The 21709-nt window shown below is 71.8% G+C and carries 19 protein-coding genes; 11 read left to right on the plus strand and 8 right to left on the minus strand.

The window, feature by feature from the left end:
• Positions 1–320: 320 nt before the first annotated feature.
• Together ACFYP4_RS15790 and ACFYP4_RS15795 are read left to right on the plus strand one after the other, a co-directional pair.
• Positions 321–893, plus strand: a complete 573-nt coding sequence (locus ACFYP4_RS15790; protein ID WP_358852049.1) for a VanZ family protein — start codon at positions 321–323, stop codon at positions 891–893.
• Positions 894–1046: 153 nt separating this feature from the next.
• Positions 1047–2285 (plus strand): ricin-type beta-trefoil lectin domain protein, encoded by a 1239-nt coding sequence (locus ACFYP4_RS15795; protein WP_358852050.1) that lies wholly within the window; start codon positions 1047–1049, stop codon positions 2283–2285.
• Positions 2286–2450: 165 nt separating this feature from the next.
• On the opposite strand, the gene ACFYP4_RS15800 is transcribed toward ACFYP4_RS15795, so the two are convergent.
• Positions 2451–2687 (minus strand): hypothetical protein, encoded by a 237-nt coding sequence (locus ACFYP4_RS15800; RefSeq protein ID WP_358852051.1) that lies wholly within the window; start codon positions 2685–2687, stop codon positions 2451–2453.
• 267 nt (positions 2688–2954) lie between these two features.
• On the opposite strand from ACFYP4_RS15800, the gene ACFYP4_RS15805 reads away from it, so the two are divergent.
• Both ACFYP4_RS15805 and ACFYP4_RS15810 read left to right on the plus strand, forming a co-directional pair.
• The gene (locus tag ACFYP4_RS15805; RefSeq protein ID WP_388785791.1) at positions 2955–3992 is read left to right on the plus strand and encodes a PHP domain-containing protein; all 1038 of its coding nucleotides are present in this window, start codon (positions 2955–2957) and stop codon (positions 3990–3992) included.
• Between the two features lie 37 nt (positions 3993–4029).
• The gene (locus tag ACFYP4_RS15810) at positions 4030–4695 is read left to right on the plus strand and encodes an HAD family hydrolase (RefSeq protein WP_388785793.1); all 666 of its coding nucleotides are present in this window, start codon (positions 4030–4032) and stop codon (positions 4693–4695) included.
• A gap of 143 nt (positions 4696–4838) precedes the next feature.
• Here the strand turns inward: ACFYP4_RS15810 and ACFYP4_RS15815 are convergent, their stop codons facing one another.
• Positions 4839–5858 (minus strand): hypothetical protein, encoded by a 1020-nt coding sequence (locus tag ACFYP4_RS15815; RefSeq protein ID WP_388786234.1) that lies wholly within the window; start codon positions 5856–5858, stop codon positions 4839–4841.
• Positions 5859–6245: 387 nt separating this feature from the next.
• Between ACFYP4_RS15815 and ACFYP4_RS15820 the strand changes: the two genes are divergently transcribed.
• A complete protein-coding gene (locus tag ACFYP4_RS15820; RefSeq protein ID WP_358852055.1) occupies positions 6246–7205 on the plus strand; it encodes an SDR family NAD(P)-dependent oxidoreductase in 960 nt (319 codons plus the stop codon).
• A 150-nt stretch (positions 7206–7355) separates the two neighbouring features.
• Here the strand turns inward: ACFYP4_RS15820 and nrfD are convergent, their stop codons facing one another.
• From nrfD to ACFYP4_RS15845, 5 genes are all read right to left on the minus strand, one after another.
• On the minus strand, positions 7356–8327 hold the full coding sequence (nrfD, locus tag ACFYP4_RS15825; RefSeq protein WP_388785795.1) for an NrfD/PsrC family molybdoenzyme membrane anchor subunit: 972 nt from the start codon (positions 8325–8327) through the stop codon (positions 7356–7358).
• Complete coding sequence (locus ACFYP4_RS15830) at positions 8324–9181, minus strand: 4Fe-4S dicluster domain-containing protein (protein WP_388785797.1); 858 nt, start codon at positions 9179–9181, stop codon at positions 8324–8326. Before ACFYP4_RS15830 ends, nrfD begins: the two co-directional genes overlap by 4 nt.
• Complete coding sequence (gene fdh / locus ACFYP4_RS15835; RefSeq protein ID WP_388785799.1) at positions 9178–12423, minus strand: formate dehydrogenase; 3246 nt, start codon at positions 12421–12423, stop codon at positions 9178–9180. Before fdh ends, ACFYP4_RS15830 begins: the two co-directional genes overlap by 4 nt.
• An 18-nt stretch (positions 12424–12441) precedes the next feature.
• Entirely contained in the window at positions 12442–12693 is a 252-nt protein-coding gene (locus ACFYP4_RS15840) for a hypothetical protein (RefSeq protein WP_358852059.1), read from the minus strand.
• A 221-nt stretch (positions 12694–12914) separates the two neighbouring features.
• The gene (locus tag ACFYP4_RS15845; RefSeq protein ID WP_388785801.1) at positions 12915–14204 is read right to left on the minus strand and encodes an ROK family protein; all 1290 of its coding nucleotides are present in this window, start codon (positions 14202–14204) and stop codon (positions 12915–12917) included.
• 172 nt (positions 14205–14376) lie between these two features.
• Between ACFYP4_RS15845 and ACFYP4_RS15850 the strand changes: the two genes are divergently transcribed.
• From ACFYP4_RS15850 to ACFYP4_RS15865, 4 genes are all read left to right on the plus strand, one after another.
• Positions 14377–15696, plus strand: a complete 1320-nt coding sequence (locus ACFYP4_RS15850) for an ABC transporter substrate-binding protein (RefSeq protein WP_388785803.1) — start codon at positions 14377–14379, stop codon at positions 15694–15696.
• Positions 15697–15768: 72 nt separating this feature from the next.
• On the plus strand, positions 15769–16764 hold the full coding sequence (locus ACFYP4_RS15855) for a carbohydrate ABC transporter permease (protein WP_388785805.1): 996 nt from the start codon (positions 15769–15771) through the stop codon (positions 16762–16764).
• Positions 16757–17629 (plus strand): carbohydrate ABC transporter permease, encoded by an 873-nt coding sequence (locus ACFYP4_RS15860; protein ID WP_388785807.1) that lies wholly within the window; start codon positions 16757–16759, stop codon positions 17627–17629. Before ACFYP4_RS15855 ends, ACFYP4_RS15860 begins: the two co-directional genes overlap by 8 nt.
• A 29-nt stretch (positions 17630–17658) precedes the next feature.
• Positions 17659–19017 carry a GH1 family beta-glucosidase gene (locus tag ACFYP4_RS15865; RefSeq protein WP_388785809.1) on the plus strand — a complete coding sequence of 453 codons (1359 nt, stop codon included), beginning with the start codon at positions 17659–17661 and terminating at the stop codon, positions 19015–19017.
• Between the two features lie 120 nt (positions 19018–19137).
• Here the strand turns inward: ACFYP4_RS15865 and ACFYP4_RS15870 are convergent, their stop codons facing one another.
• Positions 19138–19992, minus strand: a complete 855-nt coding sequence (locus tag ACFYP4_RS15870; RefSeq protein ID WP_358852065.1) for a glycoside hydrolase family 16 protein — start codon at positions 19990–19992, stop codon at positions 19138–19140.
• A 288-nt stretch (positions 19993–20280) separates the two neighbouring features.
• On the opposite strand from ACFYP4_RS15870, the gene ACFYP4_RS15875 reads away from it, so the two are divergent.
• The gene (locus ACFYP4_RS15875; RefSeq protein ID WP_358852066.1) at positions 20281–21006 is read left to right on the plus strand and encodes a class I SAM-dependent methyltransferase; all 726 of its coding nucleotides are present in this window, start codon (positions 20281–20283) and stop codon (positions 21004–21006) included.
• A 106-nt stretch (positions 21007–21112) separates the two neighbouring features.
• Positions 21113–21655, plus strand: coding sequence for a GNAT family N-acetyltransferase (locus ACFYP4_RS15880; protein ID WP_388785812.1), 543 nt, complete (start codon positions 21113–21115; stop codon positions 21653–21655).
• Positions 21656–21709: the final 54 nt, after the last annotated feature.

A 21709-nucleotide genomic window follows, 5' to 3' on the forward strand; every position in this document is an offset into this window, starting at 1 on the left:
CTCAACCGTGGCCCCGCGGGGGGGGGGGGCCGGGCGGCCGGGCGGGGGGGGGGGGGGGGGGGGGGGTCGCCCCCCCCCCCCCCCCCCCCCCGCCCCGTTTCCGTGCTGTTTCACCGAAAGACCCGGGCCGCGGCCCGCGTGGATCCGGTGAGGCGGGGGAAAGCGGGCAGACGGCGAGGGAGGGAGTCGCGGTCCGTGCGTTCACGGACTGACGGCACTCCGGACGAATCCGCGCCCGCGGCTGTCGCCGACCGGGCATCCGCCGCCGCATCGCGGGTAATCGCGGTAATCCACAGCGCAGTTGTCACCAGGAGGCTGGAATGGTCCGTACGGCGTTGGGCTTGCGGGGTTTGCGCAGCACGCGTGCCGCGAAATCCGAGCGGCGGCCGCCGGAACCACCGCGGGAGGCAGCACCCCGGGAGCGGCGCGGACTCCCCTTCCTGGTACGCGTGCTGGTCACCCTGCTGGCGTTCGCGGCCATGGTGGCGTTCGCGGCCGTACTGGCGAAGCTGACGCTGCAGCCGTCCCCGGCCTCGGAGGCGATGACCCACAACAACCTGCATCCGGGCCGCTCCCTGCGCACGTACCTCAACCAGCCTGCGCTGTACGACGCCGTGAAGCAGGTCGGCGGAAACATTCTGCTGGGCGTGCCCTTCGGTGTGCTGCTGCCCATGCTGGCGCCCAAGACCCGGGGACTGCTGCGGGTGGTGCTGCTGACCGCCGTGGCGATGCTGCTGGTCGAGGTGGTGCAGGGGGCGTTCCTCACCGGCCGCGCCTTCGACATCGACGACGTCATCCTCAACACGACCGGGGCGCTCATCGGTTACCTGCTGCTGGGCCGGCGGCTCGGCCGGGCGGTGCACCCCCGCCGCCCCCGCCGCGACCGCGACTGACCGAAGCCGTGGGGAAGATGGTCCGGACCAAAGTCTTGACACCCCCTTACCTCACTTCTTAAATCAAGGGGCGAAGCATGCACCCCCCACCTCGCACCCCCCGCCTCGATCGGCGTGCCCGCCCGCACGGGCCGCCGTAAAGAAGGGAGAGTCATGGACTCCCCGCGCCTGCTCCGCCGATGTCTTCTCGCCGCTCTGGCCGCCGTGTTCGCCGCTTCCGCCGCCGTCGTTCCCGCGCACGCGGGTCCCCGGGCGGCGGCAGCGGCCGTGACGTTCTCGGACACCTTCGACGGTCCCGCCGGATCGGCCGTCAACTCCTCGAAGTGGCAGATCGAGACCGGCGACAACGTCAACAACCACGAACGGCAGTACTACACGCCGGGCAGCAACAACGCCGCCCTGGACGGCCAGGGCCATCTGGTGATCACCGCCCGCAAGGAGAACCCGGGCAACTACCAGTGCTGGTACGGGCGTTGCGAGTACACCTCGGCGAGGCTGAACACGTCCGGCAAGTTCACCAGCACCTACGGCCACGTCGAGGCGCGGATGAAGATCCCGCGCGGGCAGGGCATGTGGCCCGCGTTCTGGATGCTGGGCAGCGACATCGGGCAGGTCGGCTGGCCCAACTCGGGCGAGATCGACGTCATGGAGAACGTCGGCTTCGAGCCCTCCACCGTCCACGGCACCCTCCACGGCCCCGGCTACTCCGGATCGGGCGGCATCGGCGCCGGCTACACCCTGCCCGGCGGCCAGGTCTTCGCGGACGCCTTCCACACCTTCGCGGTGGACTGGGCACCCGACTCGATCACCTGGTCGGTCGACGGGACGGTCTACCAGCGCCGCACGCCCGCCGACCTGGGCGGCAAGACCTGGGTCTTCAACAAGCCGTTCTTCCTGATCCTGAACCTGGCGGTCGGCGGCTACTGGCCCGGTGACCCGGACGGCTCCACGTCCTTCCCGCAGCAGCTCGTGGTGGACGAGGTGAAGGTGACGACCAGCGACTCGGGCGGCACCGCGGGCCCGATCAGGGGGCTCGCCGGCAAGTGCGTGGACGTGGCGGGGGCCAGTGCCGCCAACGGCACCCCCGTACAGCTCTACGACTGCAACGGCACCGCCGCCCAGAAGTGGACGGTGTCCCCGGACGGCACGATCCGCGCCCTGGGCAAGTGCCTGGACGTCACCGGCAACGGCACGGCGAACGGTTCGACCGTCCAGCTGTGGGACTGCGCCGGGAGCCCGAACCAGAAGTGGGTGGTCACCTCGGCCCGCGACATCGTGAATCCCCAGGCCGACAAGTGCCTGGACGTGACCGGCAACAGCTCGGCCAACGGCACACGGCTGCAGATCTGGACGTGCTCCGGCGGCGCCAACCAGAAGTGGACGGTGGGTTAGACCGCCCGGACGGGCGGCGCAGGGTCCGGCGGGGGTCGCCCCGGCCGGGCCCTCTCCCTTTCCCCGGGGCCCCGGCTCCTCGGGGCCCCGCCTTCTCACGGTCCCGGATTTTCGCGGTCCCGGATTCTCGCGGTCCCCGCCTCTCAGGGAAGCGCCGTTCAGGCCCTAGTGGGGATGCCAGGTGAGCTTGTCGCCGCCGACCCAGCGGACGACGTCCGGGTCGTCGAGGTCGTGGACCGTGATGCCGTAGGCCGCGGCGGCCACCAGGACGTCGGTCAAGGCCCTGGCCTCGCCGACCACCTCGCCGTCGATCTCGACGATGCGGAACGGCGGCCTGCCCGGCTGCACCCCGAGCACCATGATCCGCGGGGTGGAGATGTAGGGGCTCGCGCTTTCGGTCATGTCTAGAGCGTAGATCGGTTCTCCCGGGTCGGTGGTGGGCCCGGGAGGCGGCCGTCGCCACGCCGGCCCGGTGTGGAGCCGGAGGGGTGAGGAGCCCGTGTTCGCCCAGCCGGGTGAGCCCGTGCCGTCGCACGTGGCCGCGGCTGCCGGCAGGACGCCCTGCCGCGGCGCCCGCCCCTCGGCCGGTGCACGGGCGGAGCCACCGTTTCGCCGGGTCCGCCGTGCGGGCCGGCGGCGCCTGGGCAAGGCTGGAGGCAGGAGGTGTCGATGGACCCCGTCGAGGCGCTGGACCGGATCGCGTTCCTGCTGGAGCGGGCCCAGGCCCCCACGTACCGCGTCCGCGCGTTCCGTACCGCGGCCGAGGTGCTGGGCGCGCTGCCCGAGGACGAGCTCAGGGAACGGGCGGCGGCGGGGACCCTGGAGTCCCTGAAAGGGGTCGGCCCCAAGACCGCGCAGGTGGCGCGCGAGGCACTCGCCGGTGAGGTGCCCGGCTACCTGGAGAAGCTGGAGGGCGAGGCCGGCGCGCCGCTCGCCGAGGGCGGCGAGGAGCTGCGGGCCCTGCTGCGCGGCGACTGCCATCTGCACTCCGACTGGTCGGACGGCGGCAGCCCGATCGAGGAGATGGGCCGGGCCGCGGCACGGCTCGGGCACGAGTGGGCGGTCCTGACGGACCACTCCCCCCGGCTCACCGTGGCACGCGGGCTGTCCCCGGAGCGGCTGCGCGAACAGCTGGACGTGGTGGCGGAACTCAACCGGCGATGGGCGCCGTTCCGACTGCTCACCGGCATCGAGTGCGACATCCTCGACGACGGTTCGCTCGACCAGGAACCGGAACTGCTGGAGCGGCTCGACGTGGTGGTCGTCTCCGTGCACTCCAAGCTGCGCATGGACGCCCGCCCGATGACACGCCGCATGGTGGCCGCCGTTCGCAATCCGCACTCGGACGTCCTCGGGCACTGCACGGGCCGCCTGGTCACCGGGCGGGGGCGGCCGGAGTCCGAGTTCGACGCGGACGAGGTCTTCGCCGCCTGCGCCGAGGCGGGGACGGCCGTGGAGATCAACAGCCGTCCCGAGCGGCTCGACCCGCCGCGGCGGCTGCTGCGCAGGGCGGTGGAGGCGGGCGTGCTGTTCTCCGTCGACACCGACGCACACGCGCCGGGCCAGCTGGACTGGCAGATCCACGGCTGCGCGCGGGCCGAGGAGTGCGGGGTGCCCGCCGAACGCGTGATCACCACCTGGACGGCGGACGAGCTGCTGTCCTGGACCCGGAACAGGACGGCACCGCGACGCGTGGCAGGCCCGTGACGTGGTACCCGTGCGACGTGAGAGGAGATCACATCTGATGGAACGGGCAGCCGTGTTCGACGTCGACGGCACTCTCGTCGACACCAACCACCTTCATGTGGCGACCTGGTGGGAGGCCTTCCGACAGGCCGGGCACCGGGTGCCGATGCACGACATCCACCGGGCGATCGGGCTCGGCTCCGACGACCTGGTCCCCCACCTGCTCGGCGAGGACCGCGACCCGGACGAGGACGAGGCGCTGAGCCAGGCGCACAAGACCCTTTACGGGACCTACTTCGACCGCCTTCCCCCGATGCGGGACGCCGGGCGGCTGCTGCGGCGACTGACCGACGACGGCTGGGCCGTGGTGCTGGCCACCTCGGCGGGCGGGGCCGAACTGGGTGCGCTGCGCCGGGCGATCGACGCCGACGACGCCATCAGGGCGACGGCCAGCGCCGACGACGTCGACCAGGGGAAACCGGCGGCGGAACCGGTCGAGCACGCCCTGGAGCTGGTCGGTGTGCCGCCCGAGCGTGCGGTGTTCGTCGGCGACACGGTGTGGGACATGCGCGCGGGCACCCGGGCCGGCGTGACCACCGTGGGCGTCCTGTCCGGCGGCATTCCGCGCGCCGACCTGGAGGAGGCGGGGGCCGGCTCGGTCTACCGGGACACCGCCCACCTGCTCGCCGAGCTGGCGGACAGCCCGCTGGCTCCGGACGCGTGAGCGGCGCGGCGCCGCCCGTGGACGGCGGCACGCGGGCCTGAGGCCCCGGCGGGCGGGGCCGAACGCTTCCCCCGGGCCGGTATCCGCCGGCCCGGGGAAGGCCGTGCGCGGCCGGTCGGGTCAGGACGCGGGGGCCGGTCGGGTCAGGACGCGGGGGCCGCCTTGCGGAGGTTCGTGATGCAGGTGCTGATGGCCGCCTGGAGCTCTTCCAGACGCTGGAGCATGTCGTCCTCGTAGATGTCGTCGATGCCCTCGACGTCGTCGAAGGTCAGCTCCTCGAAGACCTTCGTCGCCCGCTGGAGGCTGCTGTAGAACTTCGTACGGCGTTCCTGCACCCGCAGCTCGGGGTCGGCCTCGACGGTCTGGACGACGAGGCTCCTGACGGTGTCGTAGGCCTCGGTGGCCCACTGTCCGGCCTCTTCGTCCTCGTCCAGTTCGTCGATGAGGGACAGGTGCCGCTCTGCCTCCGCGCGCAGTGCGGCGGGGGCGTCGATCGTCTGCCCGGCCGGCGTCTTGACCTGCCCGTTCTCGACGATCTGGCGGACGTAGCCGATCCGGTCGGCGGCGCGGGTCTCGGTGGCGACGGCCTTCTTCAGGTCGTCGGTGCGCGCGATGTCCCGGGCCAGCTCGGTCTGCAGCGCCGGGTCCTCCTTCAGCCGGTCCAGGAGCGCCGACCGTGCGGCCTGGGCAGTGGAGGGGTCGGCGAGGATCGCGGCCCGCAGCGCGGTGGGGTTCTCGGCGACCTCCAGGGCCTTGGTCGGCCGGATGCCCTCGGCCTCCGCCGCCGCGGTGATGGCGGTCCCGCGCTCCGAGGCAGCGCTGGAGCGGGAGGCGTAGTACGTCAGCCAGGCGTCGGAGTCCGGCAGGTCGACGTCCTGCCCCGGGGCCAGCACCTCGAAGTGCGGGACGAGACCGTCGTCGGCCGCCCTGTCCCATGCCTTGTAGTAGCGCATGACCCGCTCCGCCGAGCATCCGGCCAGTCCGGCGAACTCGCGCGCGGAGATCTTGGGGGTCTCCCCCGCCGCCTGCCCGCCGGGGCGCACGCTGCGCGCCACCTTCAGCGCGAACGCCCAGCCGCCGGTCCGCGCGTAGACGCCGAACTCCCGCGCGTCCCGCGACACCCGCTCGTCCACCGGCCCGTCCGAGGCGGCCGGCTCGTCCACCGGCTCCTCCGGCCCGTCCACCGGGACCTCATGCCCGGACACGGCATCCCGCCCGGACACGGCATCCCGCCCGGACGGCGCTCCCGCGTCCCAGAAGTTCTCCTCGGCAGACGTCTCGTCGGTGGACGGAACGGCCGTTCCGGGCGCGGCGCTCGCTACGGACACAGGGGACTCCCCAGCTCGGTGCGGATGACAAGAGGCGGAGCGAGCAGCCTATATGAGCCCCTTCACTCGTCTTTGTTCACCTCCTGCTCCTCCCGGGCCCGTGACGCAGGTCACCGCGCACTCCCCCGGTCGGGGCTTTCCGCGTACCGGGGCCGCCGCGGGGAGAGCCGGCAGCCGTGTCCGCTTGACTTCGAGTGCTCTCCAATTCGTAGCGTTCCCGGCATGAGCACTGCACAGCACAAGATCGGCTCGGGCTTCGGCGCCCGCAGCACCGCCGACGACGTCCTGCACGGCACCGACCTCACCGGCAAGCTCGCGCTCGTGACGGGCGGCTACTCGGGGCTCGGCCTGGAGACGACACGTTCCCTCGTGAAGGCGGGCGCCCGCGTCGTCGTCCCCGCCCGGCGGGTGTCCGTCGCCCGGGAGGCCCTGGCCGGGCTCGACGGGGTCGAGGTGGACGAGCTGGACCTCGGCGACCTCGACAGCGTGCGCGGCTTCGCCGAGCGGTTCCTTGCCACGGGCCGGGGCCTCGACATCGTCATCGGCAGCGCCGCGGTCATGGCCTGTCCGGAGACGCGGGTGGGACCCGGCTGGGAGGCGCAGTTCGCGACCAACCATCTCGGCCACTACGCCCTCGTCAACCGGCTGTGGCCGGCCGTCGCGCCGGGCGGCGCCCGCGTGGTGTCCGTCTCCTCCGCGGGTCACCACTACTCGGGGATCCGCTGGGACGACGTGCACTGGCGGCACGGCTACGACAAGTGGGAGGCGTACGGCCAGGCGAAGACGGCGAACGCCCTGTTCGCCGTGCACCTCGACCGGCTCGGCCGGGACGCGGGCGTGCGGGCCTTCTCGCTCCATCCCGGCGGGATCCTCACGCCGCTCCAGCGGCACCTTCCCAGGGAGGAGATGGTCCAGCGCGGCTGGATCGACGAGGACGGCACCCCGCTGAACCCCGCGGGCTTCAAGACGCCCGAGCAGGGCGCGGCCACCCAGGTGTGGGCCGCGACCTCGCCGCGGCTGGCCGGGATGGGCGGGGTGTACTGCGAGGACTGCGACATCGCGGAGCCGGCTCCCGCGGACGGCACCAGGACCGGCGTGAGCGCCCACGCGAGCGACCCAGAGCAGGCCGCCCGCCTGTGGCGCCTGTCGGCGGAGCTGACCGGCGTCGACGCGTTCGCGTGAGCGCCGCCGCCCCACACCCGCCGGAGGTGAACTACCGCAGTCCGGTGGCGAGTTGACCGGCGGGGTGACGAGGAATCCGTGGCCGCCGTACGCGTGGACCACGAGCGTGCCCGTACGGCCGGTCCCGCGCCGTACTGAGGCCGGGACCGGCTACGCCCCCCGTTCCGCCCGTTCCCGCTGCGGCACGACCGTGTACCTGGGGTCCTGCGCCGAGGCGACGCCCGCCGCGAAGACGCCGAAACGGGTGCAGGCCGAACCGGCGAGGAGCGCGACACCGCTGACGGCGGCGGCGGCCCGGGAGCGGCCGCCCAGGAGGGCGCCGCCGAGCGCGCCGCCCGCGGTGAGGGCACGCGCGGCACGCAGCAGCGTGCCCGCCCGGCCCTCGCGATAGGTTTCCGCGACCATGCCGAGGCGGTGCTCCGCGGCCCGGGTCGCCGCCGTCTCGGCCAGCGCCGCCAGCACCGCGGCGCGGCGGGCGGGCGCGGTCTCCCGGGCCGGGGCGACCACGAGCGCCATGCCGGCGGCGGCAGCGGTCGCCGACGCGACGAAGAGGTACGGCAGTTCGCGGTGGGCGCCGTGCCAGGCGGGTACGGCCGTGTCCGCGGCGAGGACCGCGGTGTACGCGGCGACGGCCGGCCCGAGCAGGGCGGCGGCGCCGGTCGCGGCGGCCCCGGCCCGCGGCAGCCGTCCCGTCAGCGCGCAGGCCGCGGCGACGCCTGCGGCGGGTCCGTACGCGGACAGCAGCCAGGAGCCGACGCTCATCGGCGAGGTGGGCTTGAAGACCCGCAGCATGTTGACGAAGCGGTCCGGCCGCCCGAGGTCGTGGACGAGGGCTGCCCCCGAGAGCGAGACCGCGGCGAGCGAGGAGACCTTCAGCGCCGTCGCCGTGGCCGTCCGGCCGGTCAGCTGGGCGCCGGCCGCGAATACCGACCCCGCCCCGGCGAGCCCGCCGAGGAAGAAGTACCCGGCGATGTCCCGCGGCTCCCAGGACGGCGCCTTGATGACGGGCCGGCCGTAGTACGACTCGAACTCGGCCCGCGGGACCATCAGCTGCTCCCCGCGGCGGCCCCGCCGGCGTCGCCGTCCGGGTTCCTGCGGCCGCGCGCTCGCGGAGCTGGTCATCGGCGTCCCCTCCCGGTCACGGCGAACGACAGCGCGATCCCGCCCAGCAGGGACAGCGCCGCCGCCCCCGCGTGCTTCCACATGGCGGGCAGGTCCCGGGTGGTGACGACCGGGTCCGGGGGCAGCCCGTACACCTCGGGCCGGTCGAGCAGCAGGAAGAAGGCGCCGTCGCCACCCACCCCGTCCGCGGGGTCGTGGCCGTACAGCCGGGCGTCGGCGACGCCGGCCGCGTGCAGCTGGTCGACCCGGAGCGCGGCCCGCTCGCGCAGCTCGTCGAGGGGGCCGAACTGGATGGACTCGGTGGGGCACGCCTTCGCGCAGGCGGGTTCGCGGCCCGCGCCGAGCCGGTCGTAGCACATCGTGCACTTGAACGCCCGTCCGTCGTCCGGGCGTTGCTCGATGACGCCGTACGGGCACGCGGGGACGCAGTAGCCGCAGCCGTTGCAGACGTCCTCCTGGACGACGACCGTGCCGAACTCCGTGCGGAAGAGGGAGCCCGTGGGACACACGTCCAGGCACGCGGCGTGGGTGCAGTGCTTGCAGACGTCCGAGGACATCAGCCAGCGCATCCCCTCGCCGTCGGCCTGCGGGCCCGGCTCCCCCTGCGCCAACGGGAGTTCGGTCCTGCCGTCGGGCCCCGGCGGTTCGCAGGGTCCGGCGGAGCGGGGCTGCTCGATGAACGCCACGTGCCGCCAGGTGGACGCGCCGAGCGCCTGCGTGTTGTCGTACGACATTCCGGTGAGCGAGAGCCCGTCCTCGGGAATCGCGTTCCACTCCTTGCAGGCCACCTCGCAGGCCTTGCAGCCGATGCACACGGAGGTGTCGGTGAAGAAGCCGATCCGTTCCCCGCTCATGTCCGGGCCTCCGTTCCGGTGGTCTCGGTGATGCCCGCCCGACGGCGGTAGTCGGCGACCAGGCGCGGCAGTTCGGGCCCGCGTGGCCGGCGGCCCGGCCGGATGTCGGCGGTGAGCGCCTTGTCCTCCTGGATGTGGGCGTTGGGGTCGAGCGCGATCGCCACGAGTTCGTTGGCGGCGTCGCCGGTGACGACTCCGTTGGGTCCCCAGTGGAAGGGCAGGCCGATCTGGTGGACGGTGCGGCCCCGCACCGTCAGGGGACGGATCCGCGCGGTCACCATCACGCGCGCCTCGATGGCGTTGCGCGCGGTGACGACGGTGGCCCAGCCGCCGTGCTCGAGCCCGCGCTCGGCCGCGAGCTCCGGGGAGACCTCACAGAAGAACTCCGGTTGCAGCTCGGCCAGATACGGCGACCAGCGGCTCATGCCGCCCGCGGTGAAGTGTTCGGTGAGGCGGTGCGTGGTGACGATGTACGGGAAGACGTCCGCGCCCGGTTCGTCGCCGCTCGGGTGGTAGCGGTTGCCCTCGCGGGGCAGCAGCTGGCGCACGGGCGAGCGCGGGGCCGAGGGGTACAGGGCGTTGGTGAAGGGCGAGTCCTGCGGCTCGTAGTGCGTGGGCAGCGGCCCGTCCTCCAGGCCCGCGGGGGTGTACAGCCAGGCCTTGCCGTCGGCCTGCATGATGAACGGGTCGTCGCCGCGCAGCGCGTCGGGGCCGGTGGCGTCCTCGTCCGGGACGAAGCCCGGGGGCCGGTCGGGGACGAAGTCGGGGACGTCGTGCCCGGTCCACTTCCCGGCGTCCCGGTCCCACCAGACGTACGCCTTGCGCGCGCTCCAGGGCGTCCCGTCGGGGGCGGCGGAGGCGCGGTTGTAGAGGATGCGCCGGTTGGCGGGCCAGGCCCAGGCCCATTCGGCGGCCACCCAGTCCTGCTCGCTCCCGGGCTTCCTGCGGGCCGCCTGGTTGACGCCGTCGGCGTACACACCGCAGTAGATCCAGCAGCCGCAGCGCGTCGAGCCGTCGTCCTTCAGCTCGGTGTACGCGGTGAGCGGGCTGCCGTCCGGGCCGTGGCCGTTGATCTCCGCGAGGACGGCGTCGGCGACGGGTTCCCGGAGCGGTCCGGTCACCGGGTAGTCCCAGGTGAGGTCGAGGACCGGGCGGTCCATCGGGTCGGCGGAGCCGGCCAGCTTCTCCCGGATGCGGCGGCCCAGGTGGTAGGTGAACCACAGGTCGCTGCGTGCGTCGCCCTCGGGTTCGACGGCGGCGTGGTGCCACTGCACCCAGCGGTTGGTGTTGGTGAAGGAGCCGGACTTCTCGGTGTGGGCGGCGGCCGGGAAGAAGAACACCTCGGTACCGATGTCCTCGGTGCGCAGCTCCCCGCTCTCGATCTCGGGACCGTCCTGCCACCAGGTGGCGGACTCGATGAGGGAGAAGTCGCGGACGACCAGCCAGTCGAGCTTCGCCATGCCGAGGCGTTGCAGGCGGGTGTTGGCGGAGCCCACGGCCGGGTTCTCGCCCATCAGGAAGTAGCCCTTGCAGGTGCCGTCGAGCTGCGCCATGACCGTCTCGTACGTGGAGTGGGAGCCGGTGAGGCGCGGGAGGTGGTCGAAGCAGAAGTCGTTCTCGGGGGTGGCCGCGTCGCCGTAGTACGCCTTGAGGAGGCTGACGAAGTAGGCCCGCATGTTCCCCCAGAAGCCCTTCTGCGTCCGGCTCGCCGAGACGAAGGAGTCGAGGTCGATGTGGGCGTGGGCGTGGGGCATGGGCAGGTAGCCCGGCAGCAGGTTGTACAGGGTCGGGATGTCGCTGGAGCCCTGGATGGAGGCGTGGCCGCGCAGCGCCTGGATGCCGCCGCCGGGGCGCCCGATGTTGCCGAGGAGGAGCTGGAGGATGCTCGCGGCGCGGATGTACTGGGCGCCGACGGAGTGCTGGGTCCAGCCGACGGCGTAGCAGAAGGCGCTGGTGCGGTCGCGGCCGGAGTTGGACGTCAGGTCCTCGCACACCCGCAGGAACGTGTCGCGGGGCACGCCGCAGATCTCCTCGACCATCTCGGGGGTGTAGCGGGCGTAGTGCCGTTTGAGGATCTGGTAGACGCAGCGGGGGTGCCGCAGGGTCTCGTCGCGCGGCGGGCGGGGTGCGGTGCGGGCGCCGCCGGATCCGTGCGTCTCGGAGCCGCCGAGCGATCCGACGCGCTCCTCGTACTGTTCGTCGACCTCGCCGGTGGGCTGCTGGACGTCGACGCCCTCGTACTGCCAGCTGCGCGGGTCGTAGTGGCGGCGCTCCTCGTCGAGACCGGAGAAGACGCCGTCCAGGTCCTCGGTGTCGCGGAAGTCCTCGCGCACCAGGAAGGCGGCGTTGGTGTAGTTGAGGACGTACTCGCGGAAGTCCTTCTCCTCGGTCAGGACGTGGTTGACGATTCCGCCGAGGAAGGCGATGTCGGTGCCCGCGCGGATCGGGACGTGCAGGTCGGCGAGGGCGCTGGTGCGGGTGTAGCGCGGGTCGACGTGGATGACGCGGGCGCCGCGGGCCTTGGCCTCCATGACCCACTGGAAGCCGACCGGGTGCGCCTCGGCGAAGTTGGAGCCCTGGATGACGATGCAGTCGGAGTGCTGGAGGTCCTGCATGAAGGCGGTGGCGCCGCCGCGTCCGAAGGAGGTGCCGAGTCCGGCGACCGTGGAGCTGTGGCAGACCCGGGCCTGGTTCTCCACCTGCACCACGCCGAGGCCGGTCAGCAGCTTCTTGATGAGGTAGTTCTCCTCGTTGTCGAGGGTCGCGCCGCCGAGGCTGGCGATGCCCATGGTGCGGGCGGTGCGCATGCCGTCGTGCTCCCACTCCCAGGTCTCGCGCCGGGTGCGTACGACCCGCTCGGCGACCATCTCCATCGCCGTGTCCAGGTCGAGCGGTTCCCACTCGGTGCCGTACGGGCGCCGGTACAGCACCTGGTGGCGGCGGGCTGAGCCGGTGGTGAGCTGGAGGGTCGCGGAGCCCTTGGGGCAGAGCCGGCCGCGGCTGACGGGCGAGTCGGGGTCGCCCTCGATCTGGACGACGCGGTCGTCCTTGACGTAGACCTGCTGGCCGCAGCCGACCGCGCAGTAGGGACAGATCGACCGGGTCATCCGGTCGGCGGTGTCGGTGCGCGGCCTGAGCTGCTCCGTGTGCGGGGAGGTGGCGGCGGAGCCCCGGCCCAGGCGGTCCTCGCTCGTGAGCTGACGGTAGACGGGCCAGCGGCGGAACCGGTCGGACACACCCATGGATGCTCCCTTACGGGGTCAGGCGGACGACTCGTCGGGGTTGGGGTCCTCGGGGTGGACGGTGTCCGAGCGGTCGCCGCCCCGTCTGCCGGTCCCGGCCTCGTCCGTGTCGGGCACGTCCGAGTCGGACTCGTCCTCGTCGTCGCCGCCCCCGGAGGCCGGGGTGATGTCCAGGGCGTCGTCCTCCCCCTCGTGGGCCTGCTGGTCGGGCAGGTCGCGCGGGATCGGATCGCCGTGCTCGCCGGGACCCTCCATCCGGTGATCGGTCACAACGCACTCCATTCTTCGGCAGGTCGGCACTCGCCGCACGCGCTCGTGGGCCACGCGCGGGTACCGCGGGAGTCACCGGCGAAACCCGCTGCCGTGGATGAGCCGGGGACCCGGCCCGTGGCCGCGGATGAGCCGGGGACCCGCCCCGTGGCCGCGGATCAGTGCGGGCGCCCGCGCCCGGGGCGCCGCGGAGGAGTGCGGGACCGCCCCGTGGCGGCGGATCAGTGCGGTGCCCGTTCCTCCAGCGCCGTGCGCCAGGCGGGTGACCGCCCCTCCCGTACGGTCTCGGCGCGCCGTCCGCCCCGGGCGAAGAAGTCGGCGAGCGGCAGGATGGCCGCGCCGACCGTGACCGCGTCGGGTCCCAGCCGTCCGAGGTCGATGGTGACGTGCTGGGCGGGGTAGCGCAGCGCGTAGGAGGCCGCGTGCCGCCGGACTGCGGGCAGGAAGCGGGAGCCCAGCTGGAGGCCCGCCCAGCCGCCGATGAGGATGCGTTCGGGCTGGAAGAGGTTGATCAGGTCGGAGAGGCCCGCGCCCAGGTACTCGGCGGTCTCCTCCAGGACGGCGAGCGCCACGGGGTCGGGCGCGGTCCCGTCGGCCGGGTAGGCGGCGGCGAGCATCGCGGTCAGGGCGGTCTCCTCGTCGACGCCCTCGGGGGGCCGGCCGCCCTCCTCGCGCCAGCGGTCGAGGAGCGCCTCGGCACCCGCGTACGCCTCCAGGCAGCCCAGGGCGCCGCAGCGACAGCGGCGCCCTCTGACCCGTACGGTCAGGTGCCCCCACTCCACGGCGCGGCCGTGCTCGACCTCCTCGGTGACCAGGCAGGCGCCGACGCCGGAGCCGAAGAGGACGACGGCGGCGTTGCGGGCACCGCGCCCGGCGCCGAACCACATCTCGGCCTGGCCCAGGGTCTTGGCGCCGTTGTCCGTGAAGTACGGGACGCTGTCGGGCAGCCGGCAGGCCGAGCGGAGCAGGGACTCGATCGGGACGGCGTCCCAGCCGATCGTCTGGCCGTGGACCACCGCGCCGCGCTCGGCGGTGCGGGCGACGATCCCGGGGACGCCGACGCCGACGCCGAGGAGGCGTTCGGGCGCGATGTCCGCCGCGGCGAGGACCTCGGCGATGCCGTCGCAGATGTGGTTGACGATGACGTCGACGTCGTAGCCCTGCTGCTCCAGCGGTCTTTCGGTGCGGGCGAGCTCGGTGAGGGTGAGGTCGAAGAGCTCGACGCGTACCCGGGTCTCCCCGACGTCCACGCCGATCATGTGGCCGCTGGCGGGTGCGACGCGCAGCAGGGTGCGCGGGCGGCCGCCGTCGGAGTCGACGCTGCCGGCCTCCTCGACGAGGCCGTCGGCGAGGAGCTCCGCGACCACGTTGCTGATGGAACCGGAACTCAGTCCGGTGGCCGGCCCCAGTTCGTAACGGCTCATCGGCCCGTCGAAATACAACCGTTGCAGCACGGCGGTGCGATTGCCCCGCCGCAGGTCACGCACTGTTCGCCCGTTCCGCCCCGCCATGTGGGTCCCTTCCGGTCCGCCCGACCTGCAAGATACCCCTGCGCGATCCCTTGACGCGACTTTCTTCCCGGTCTTAACTCACGTCGTAAATTAAGCCGTGAGGGTCGTTCGGGAAGTGAACGCGTGCCCGGACCCTCCCACGGCTGGTTCTCCGGAAAGGGACACCAGAGCCATGCGCAGATTCCGAGCCGCGGCCGCCGGTGCGGTCACCGTCTCCATGCTGACCGCCGTGACCGCCTGTGGCGGCGGCTCGTCGACGGGCGGGGGCGGGTCCAACGACTCGCCGAAGACGCTCACCTACTGGGCCTCCAACCAGGGGCCCAGCGTAGAGGCGGACAAGAAGATTCTCACGCCCGAGCTGAAGAAGTTCGAGAAGCAGACCGGGATCAAGGTGAAGCTGGAGGTGGTCCCCTGGTCCGATCTGCTCAACCGGATCCTCGCGGCGACGACCTCGGGCCAGGGCCCGGACGTGCTCAACATAGGCAACACCTGGTCCGCCTCGCTCCAGGCGACGGGTGCGCTGCTGCCCTGGGACGACAAGAACTTCGACAAGATCGGCGGCAGGGACCGCTTCGTGGAGTCGGCGCTCGGCTCGGCCGGCGCGTCCACCGCCGACCCGGCCGCGGTGCCGCTGTACTCGATGGCGTACGCCCTCTACTACAACAAGAAGATGTTCGCCGACGCGGGGATCTCGAAGCCGCCCGCGACCTGGGACGAGCTCGTCACCGACGGCAAGAAGATCTCCAAGAACGACAAGTGGGCGCTGGGCGCCGAGGGTTCCAACCTCTCCAACAACATCCACCAGGTCTTCGTCCTAGCCAAACAGCACGGTGCCGACTTCTTCGACGCCGACGGCAAGCCCGACTTCACCTCCGACGGCGCCGTCGCGGCCGTGAAGCAGTACGTCGACCTGATGGCGAAGGACAAGGTCGTCGCGCCCGGCAACGCCGAGTACGCGCAGAACCAGTCGCTCCAGGACTTCGCCAAGGACAAGACGGCGATGGTGCTGTGGCAGACCGCCTCGGCCACCTTCAAGGCGCACGGCATGAGCGACGACGAGTGGGGCGTCGCGCCGGTCCCGGTCCGGTCCGGCACCCCCGGCACCGGGACGGCCACCAACTCGATGGTCGCCGGCATCAACATGGCCGTCTTCAAGAACACCAAGAACATCGACGGCGCCACCAAGTTCGTGAAGTTCATGACCAGCGACGGCGAGCAGAAGATCCTCAACAAGACCTACGGCTCCATCCCGCCGGTCAAGGCGGCGCAGGCGGACCCGGCGTTCAACTCCCCGGCCCTCGCGGTCATCAAGGACACCCTCGCCAAGAGCGCGGCACCGCTGCCGCAGGTCTCCGACGAGTCGCAGTTCGAGACGGCGGTGGGCACGGCCGTGAAGGAGCTCTTCGCGGACGCGGCCGGAGGGCGCGCGGTGACCACCGCCTCGGTGAAGGCCAAACTCGCCAAGGCGCAGCAGCAGATGCCGAAGAAGTGAGCACCCGATGACCGCCACTCCCGACAGGGGTACGAGGACGCCCTCCGTGACGACTGCCGAAACGAGTGACCCATGACCGTGACCGCTGCCCCCGAGACCGGGGAGCGGGCGGTACGCAAGGACTCCCCCGGTGCGGTGCGCGGCCCGCGCCGCACCGGGCGGATCCGCCGCATCGGGCTCCCGTACCTGCTGCTGCTCCCCGCGCTGCTGCTCGAACTCCTGGTCCACCTGGTGCCGATGGTGATCGGCATCCTCATGAGCTTCAAGGAGCTCACCCAGTTCTACATCCGCGACTGGGGCACGGCACCCTGGTCGGGCGTCGACAACTACCGCCTGTCGGTGGACTTCGACGCGCCCATCGGGCAGTCGCTGCTCCACTCGTTCTGGGTGACGTGCGCGTTCACGGTGCTGTCCGTCGGCCTGTGCTGGCTGATCGGCACGACGGCCGCGGTGTTCCTCCAGGAGACGTTCCGCGGACGCGGGCTGCTGCGGGCGATCTTCCTGATCCCGTACGCCCTTCCCGTCTACGCCGCCACCATCACCTGGGCGTTCATGTTCCAGCACGACAACGGCCTGGTGAACCACGTGCTGCACGACCAGCTCGGACTCACCGACAAGCCCTCCTTCTGGCTGATCGGTGACAACAGCTTCTACGCGCTGCTCGTCGTCTCGGTGTGGAAGGGCTGGCCGTTCGCCTTCCTCATCGTGATGGCGGGCCTGCAGAACATCCCCAAGGAGCTGTACGAGGCCGCGTCGATCGACGGCGCCGGGATCTGGCAGCAGATCCGCCGGATCACACTGCCGTCACTGCGGCCGGTCAACCAGGTGCTCATCCTGGTGCTGTTCCTGTGGACGTTCAACGACTTCAACACGCCCTACGTGCTGTTCGGCAAGGCGGCACCGGAGGCCGCGGACCTCATCTCGATCCACATCTACCAGTCGTCGTTCGTGACGTGGAACTTCGGCACCGGATCGGCGATGTCCGTGCTGCTGCTGCTCTTCCTGCTCGTGGTGACGGCCGTCTACCTCGTGCTGACCTCCCGGGGAAGGAAGACCGCCGATGTCTGACACCGCGCGCGCGTCCAGGTCGCCGATGGCGGCCCCGCGCTCCTTCCTCTGGTCGCGCCGGATCTTCCTCACCCTGCTCACCGGCTTCGTCCTGCTGCCGGTGTACGTCATGCTCTCCAGCTCGCTGAAGCCGCTGGAGGACGTGTCGGGGAAGTTCCGCTGGGTGCCGAGCGGGCTCACGATCCGGCCGTACATCGACATCTGGTCGACGGTCCCGCTCGCGAGGTACTTCGTGAACTCGCTGATCGTGGCAGGTGCGGCGACGGCCTGCTCGGTGACGATCGCGGTGTTCGCCGCGTACGCCGTCAGCCGCTACCGCTTCGCCGGCAAGCGGGTGTTCACCGTCACCGTGCTGTCCACCCAGATGTTCCCGGGCATCCTGTTCCTGCTGCCCCTCTTCCTGCTGTACGTGAACATCGGCAACGCCACGGGCATCGCGCTGTTCGGCTCGCGCGGCGGCCTCATCCTCACGTACCTCACCTTCTCCCTGCCGTTCTCGATCTGGATGCTGATCGGGTACTTCGACTCGGTGCCGCGCGATCTGGACGAGGCGGCCATGGTGGACGGCTGCGGGCCGCTCGGCGCGCTGTTCCGGGTGGTCGTGCCGGCCGCCGTCCCCGGCATCGTCGCCGTCGCCGTGTACGCCTTCATGACCGCCTGGGGCGAGGTGCTCTTCGCCTCGGTCATGACCAGCGACGAGACCCGCACCCTCGCCGTCGGCCTCCAGGGCTACGCCACCCAGAACGACGTGTACTGGAACCAGGTCATGGCCGCCTCCCTCGTCGTCAGCGTCCCCGTGGTCGCCGGGTTCCTGCTCCTGCAGCGCTACCTCGTCGCCGGGCTCACCGCGGGAGCCGTCAAGTGACCGGCTCCTCCCCTCCCGAAAGGACCTCCGTGACCATCGATCTCGCCGCCCTTCCCGACGACTTCCTGTGGGGCACGGCCACGTCGGCCTACCAGATCGAGGGCGCCGTCGCCGAGGACGGCCGCTCCCCGTCGATCTGGGACACCTTCTCGCACACCCCCGGCAAGATCGACAACGGCGACGACGGGGACCTGGCCTGCGACCACTACCACCGCTGGCGCGAGGACATCGGGCTGATGCGGCAACTGGGCACCAACGCGTACCGGTTGTCGATCGCCTGGCCGCGCGTCGTGCCGGGCGGCGACGGCCCGGTGAACGCGAAGGGGCTGGACTTCTACGACGGACTGATCGACGCCCTGCTGGAGGCGGGCATCACGCCGTCCGTGACCCTCTACCACTGGGATCTGCCGCAGGTGCTCCAGGACCGCGGCGGCTGGCCGGAGCGGGACACCGCGTACCACTTCGCGTCGTACGCGTCGGTCGTCGCGGAACGGCTGGGCGACCGCGTCCGGCACTGGACCACGCTCAACGAGCCGCTGTGCTCGGCGTGGATCGGCCACCTGGAGGGCCGGATGGCGCCGGGCTGGACCGACCTGACGGCGGCGGTGCGCGCCTCGTACCACCTGCTCCTCGGCCACGGGCTCGCCACCCAGGCGATCCGCGCGGCGGCCCCGGGCGCCGAGGTGGGTATCGTCAACAACCTCTCCAGCGTCGAGCCCGCCACCGACCGGCCCGAGGACGTCGCCGCGGCCCACCGGCTGGACGGGCACACCAACCGCTGGTGGCTGGACCCGGTCCACGGCCGCGGTTTCCCCGCGGACATGCGCGAGGTGTACGGGGTGGAACTCCCCGAGCAGCAGGGCGACCTGGAGACCATGGCGCAGCCGCTGGACTGGCTGGGCCTGAACTACTACTTCCCGTCCGCGGTCGCCGACGACCCGGCCGGGCCCGCCCCGCGCGTCCGCACGGTCCGCAGGCTCGGTGTCCGCCGCACCGCCATGGACTGGGAGATCGACGCCGGGGGCATCGAGAGCCTGCTGCTCCGGCTCACGAACGAGTACGGCGCCCGCAAGCTGTACGTGACCGAGAACGGCTCCGCCTACCCGGACGTCGTGGGGCCCGACGGGACCGTGCACGACCCGGAGCGCGCGGAGTACCTGGAGCAGCACCTCGCGGCCTGCGCCTCGGCGGCCCGCCAGGGCGTGCCCCTGGCCGGGTACTTCGCCTGGTCCCTCCTCGACAACTTCGAGTGGGCGTACGGCTACGACAAGCGTTTCGGACTCGTGCACGTCGACTACAAGACCCAGAAGCGCACGGTGAAGGGCAGCGGGCACCGGTACGCGGACATCATCCGCGCCCACGGGGGCCGGCGGAGGAACGCGGCGTAGCAGCACCGACGGCGGTCACCGGCCCCGCCCACCCGCGGAGGCCGGCGACCGCAGGTGACACCCGCGGACCAAACCGACCAAACGGACGTGCGGGTGCCCGGCGCCGGCACCGCGGAGCCGTCAGGCACTGCCCTTTCCGTAGAAGCGCACGTAGTCGACCGTCATCGTCGCGGGGGCCGGGGTCGAGGCGTCGGGCGGGCCGGGCCAGTCGCCTCCGACGGCGACGTTGAGCAGCAGGTGCATGTCCTGTTCGAAGACCCAGTCGCGTGGTGAGGGCAGCTTCGACGGGGTCAGGGTGAAGTACGGCTTTCCGTCCACGGACCAGGTGATGCGGCGCGGCTGCTTGTCGACGGCGTAGGTGTGGAATGCCCGTGCGGCGTCGGCCGGCAGGGTGGTGGAGCCGCCGATCCCCTTCTCGTTGAAGTAGGTCGGCCCGTGCGCCGTGCCGTACACGGTGCGCGGTTCCCCGCCGACCACCTCGCAGATGTCGATCTCGCCCTGTCCGGGCCACTCGATTCCGTTGTTGCCCAGCATCCAGATCGCCGGCAGCAGCCCCGTCCCGGTGGGTATTCTCGCGCGGATTTCCACGCGTCCGCGGGTGAGGGCGACCTTGCCCTCGGTGGTCAGACGGGCCGACGTCCAGGTGCAGAACTTCCTCGTGAAGCAAGGCAGTTCGGACCCGGCCGGGGCCGGTCGCGCCGAGATCAGCAGGTGACCCGAGCCGTCGAGAGCGGAATTGGCCGCATCGTCCGTGTAGTACTGCAGTTCGTTGTTGCCCCACCCCTCGGCGTCCCGGTTGCCGGTCTCGGTGTTCCAGGACCTTTCCGACGGACGGGAGGCCGCCGCTCCGTCGAACTCGGCGTGCCAGAAGGGCTTTTCCCCCGCCGAGGAGGAGTGCCTGTCGGGAGCGGAGCCACATCCGGCCAGCAGTCCGCCCAGCGCCAGCACGAGTGCCAGGCGGGTACGTCGGTTCATCGAGCTGCTCCTGAGAGGTCGCGCCGGAAGCGGTGAGCAGGGTATCGCCCACCGGTCCGACGCCCGTACGCAGCCGCCCGCACCGATGTACGGTCGCGCGCCGACGTGGTGGGGGACCTCGTGATGAGGGCTCCCCGAGAACGCCTCCGTATCGCGGCGGTTCACGGACACGGCTGAGCCTGCGGGCCGATGTCCGACGGGAACCCCGGAGCACTTCGGCAAGCCGCGGCAGCGCCGCACATCCAAATCGAATGGCTGCGCGAGCCGAGTTCTGCGTACGTTCTGCGCATGGCTGACGACTGCTTCGCTCATCCACGGCTCGCCGCGCTCTACGATCCGCTCGACCCCGACCGCGGCGATCTCGACGCGTACCTCCGCATCGCCCAGGAGGTAGGAGCCCAGCGGGTGCTGGACATCGGGTGCGGCACGGGGGTGTTCGCGCTTCTCCTCGCGCACCGCGGGCTCGAAGTGGTCGGTGTCGATCCCGCCTCGGCGTCCATCGACGTCGCCCGGGGCAAACCGGGCAGTGAGCGGGTGCGCTGGATCCGCGGTGACGCGACAGACCTCCCGCGGCTACAGGTCGACCTCGCGACGATGACAGCGAACGTGGCCCAGGAAATCACTGATACGCAGTCGTGGCACAACACGCTGCGAGGAGCTCACGCAGCACTACGCCCCGGCGGGCATCTGGTCTTCGAGACCCGCGATCCGGCCGGGCGGGCCTGGGAGGAGTGGACCCGCGAGAACTCGCACCGCGTGACCGGGATCCCGGGCGTCGGCCCCGTCGAGAGCTGGGTCCAGCTGATCGACGTGCGCCTGCCCCTGGTGACGTTCCGCTGGACCTACAGGTTCGTTGCCGACGGGCAGGTGCTGACGTCGGATTCGACCTTGCGCTTCCGTGAGCGGGAGGAGGTCGAGCGGGAACTGGTCGCGCAGGGATATGTGGTGGAGGGTGTCCGCGATGCACCCGACCGCCCAGGGAAAGAGCTCGTCTTCGTGGCACGACGTCCGTGACGACGGATCATCTCCACGATGTGGGCCCGCGGTATGGCGGACCACGACCTGGGGCGCAGCCGTATACCGCTTGCCGCCGACGAGTCCCGTCGGATAGGAATCCTGCATGCTGAGGGGCGACAAGATCGGGCTGAGGGCCCGGCACGAGGAAGACATCCCCATCCTGCGGGCCGAGCTCTACGACGACGTGGTCACCCACTCGCGGTCCGACAGCCGGCCGTGGCGGCCGATCTCGCCCGGCTCGAAGGATTCGCGGCTCGTGGTGGACGACAAGGACCAGCAGAACGTCCCGTTCTCCGTGGTGGAACTGGACGGCGGCACGCTGGTCGGCACCGCGGTGCTGTGGGGGATCGACAATCACAGCCGTTCCGCGCACATCGGTCTGGGGCTGCTGCCGTCCTCGCGCGGCAAGGGCTACGGCACCGACGTGGTCGCGGTGCTGTGCCACTACGGTTTCGTCGTGCGCGGTCTGCAACGGCTCCAGATCGAGACGCTGTCGGACAACGCCGCGATGCTGCGCTCCGCCGAACGCAACGGCTTCGTCCGCGAGGGCGTACTGCGCTCCTCGGCCTGGGTGATGGGCGAGTTCCTGGACGAGGTGCTGCTCGGACTTCTCGTCCAGGAGTGGAAGCCGGACGCGAAGGCGTAGGCAGCAGGCCGGCTCCGCTGCTGGCGACCGGCGCCTGCGGCACGGTGCAGCCAA

Origin of the sequence: Streptomyces sp. NPDC005551, from assembly GCF_042871785.1 — a bacterium.
Classification (GTDB): Bacteria; Actinomycetota; Actinomycetes; order Streptomycetales; family Streptomycetaceae; genus Streptomyces.

What these genes read in the sequence shown, in the direction of transcription:
- ACFYP4_RS15790 (WP_358852049.1), top strand. Translation starts at nt 321, where the DNA reads ATGGTCCGTACGGCGTTGGGCTTGCGGGGTTTGCGCAGCACGCGTGCC.
- ACFYP4_RS15795 (WP_358852050.1), top strand. Translation starts at nt 1,047, where the DNA reads ATGGACTCCCCGCGCCTGCTCCGCCGATGTCTTCTCGCCGCTCTGGCC.
- ACFYP4_RS15800 (WP_358852051.1), bottom strand. Translation starts at nt 2,687, where the DNA reads ATGACCGAAAGCGCGAGCCCCTACATCTCCACCCCGCGGATCATGGTG.
- ACFYP4_RS15805 (WP_388785791.1), top strand. Translation starts at nt 2,955, where the DNA reads ATGGACCCCGTCGAGGCGCTGGACCGGATCGCGTTCCTGCTGGAGCGG.
- ACFYP4_RS15810 (WP_388785793.1), top strand. Translation starts at nt 4,030, where the DNA reads ATGGAACGGGCAGCCGTGTTCGACGTCGACGGCACTCTCGTCGACACC.
- ACFYP4_RS15820 (WP_358852055.1), top strand. Translation starts at nt 6,246, where the DNA reads ATGAGCACTGCACAGCACAAGATCGGCTCGGGCTTCGGCGCCCGCAGC.
- nrfD (WP_388785795.1), bottom strand. Translation starts at nt 8,327, where the DNA reads ATGACCAGCTCCGCGAGCGCGCGGCCGCAGGAACCCGGACGGCGACGC.
- ACFYP4_RS15830 (WP_388785797.1), bottom strand. Translation starts at nt 9,181, where the DNA reads ATGAGCGGGGAACGGATCGGCTTCTTCACCGACACCTCCGTGTGCATC.
- fdh (WP_388785799.1), bottom strand. Translation starts at nt 12,423, where the DNA reads ATGGGTGTGTCCGACCGGTTCCGCCGCTGGCCCGTCTACCGTCAGCTC.
- ACFYP4_RS15845 (WP_388785801.1), bottom strand. Translation starts at nt 14,204, where the DNA reads ATGGCGGGGCGGAACGGGCGAACAGTGCGTGACCTGCGGCGGGGCAAT.
- ACFYP4_RS15850 (WP_388785803.1), top strand. Translation starts at nt 14,377, where the DNA reads ATGCGCAGATTCCGAGCCGCGGCCGCCGGTGCGGTCACCGTCTCCATG.
- ACFYP4_RS15855 (WP_388785805.1), top strand. Translation starts at nt 15,769, where the DNA reads ATGACCGTGACCGCTGCCCCCGAGACCGGGGAGCGGGCGGTACGCAAG.
- ACFYP4_RS15860 (WP_388785807.1), top strand. Translation starts at nt 16,757, where the DNA reads ATGTCTGACACCGCGCGCGCGTCCAGGTCGCCGATGGCGGCCCCGCGC.
- ACFYP4_RS15870 (WP_358852065.1), bottom strand. Translation starts at nt 19,992, where the DNA reads ATGAACCGACGTACCCGCCTGGCACTCGTGCTGGCGCTGGGCGGACTG.
- ACFYP4_RS15875 (WP_358852066.1), top strand. Translation starts at nt 20,281, where the DNA reads ATGGCTGACGACTGCTTCGCTCATCCACGGCTCGCCGCGCTCTACGAT.
- ACFYP4_RS15880 (WP_388785812.1), top strand. Translation starts at nt 21,113, where the DNA reads ATGCTGAGGGGCGACAAGATCGGGCTGAGGGCCCGGCACGAGGAAGAC.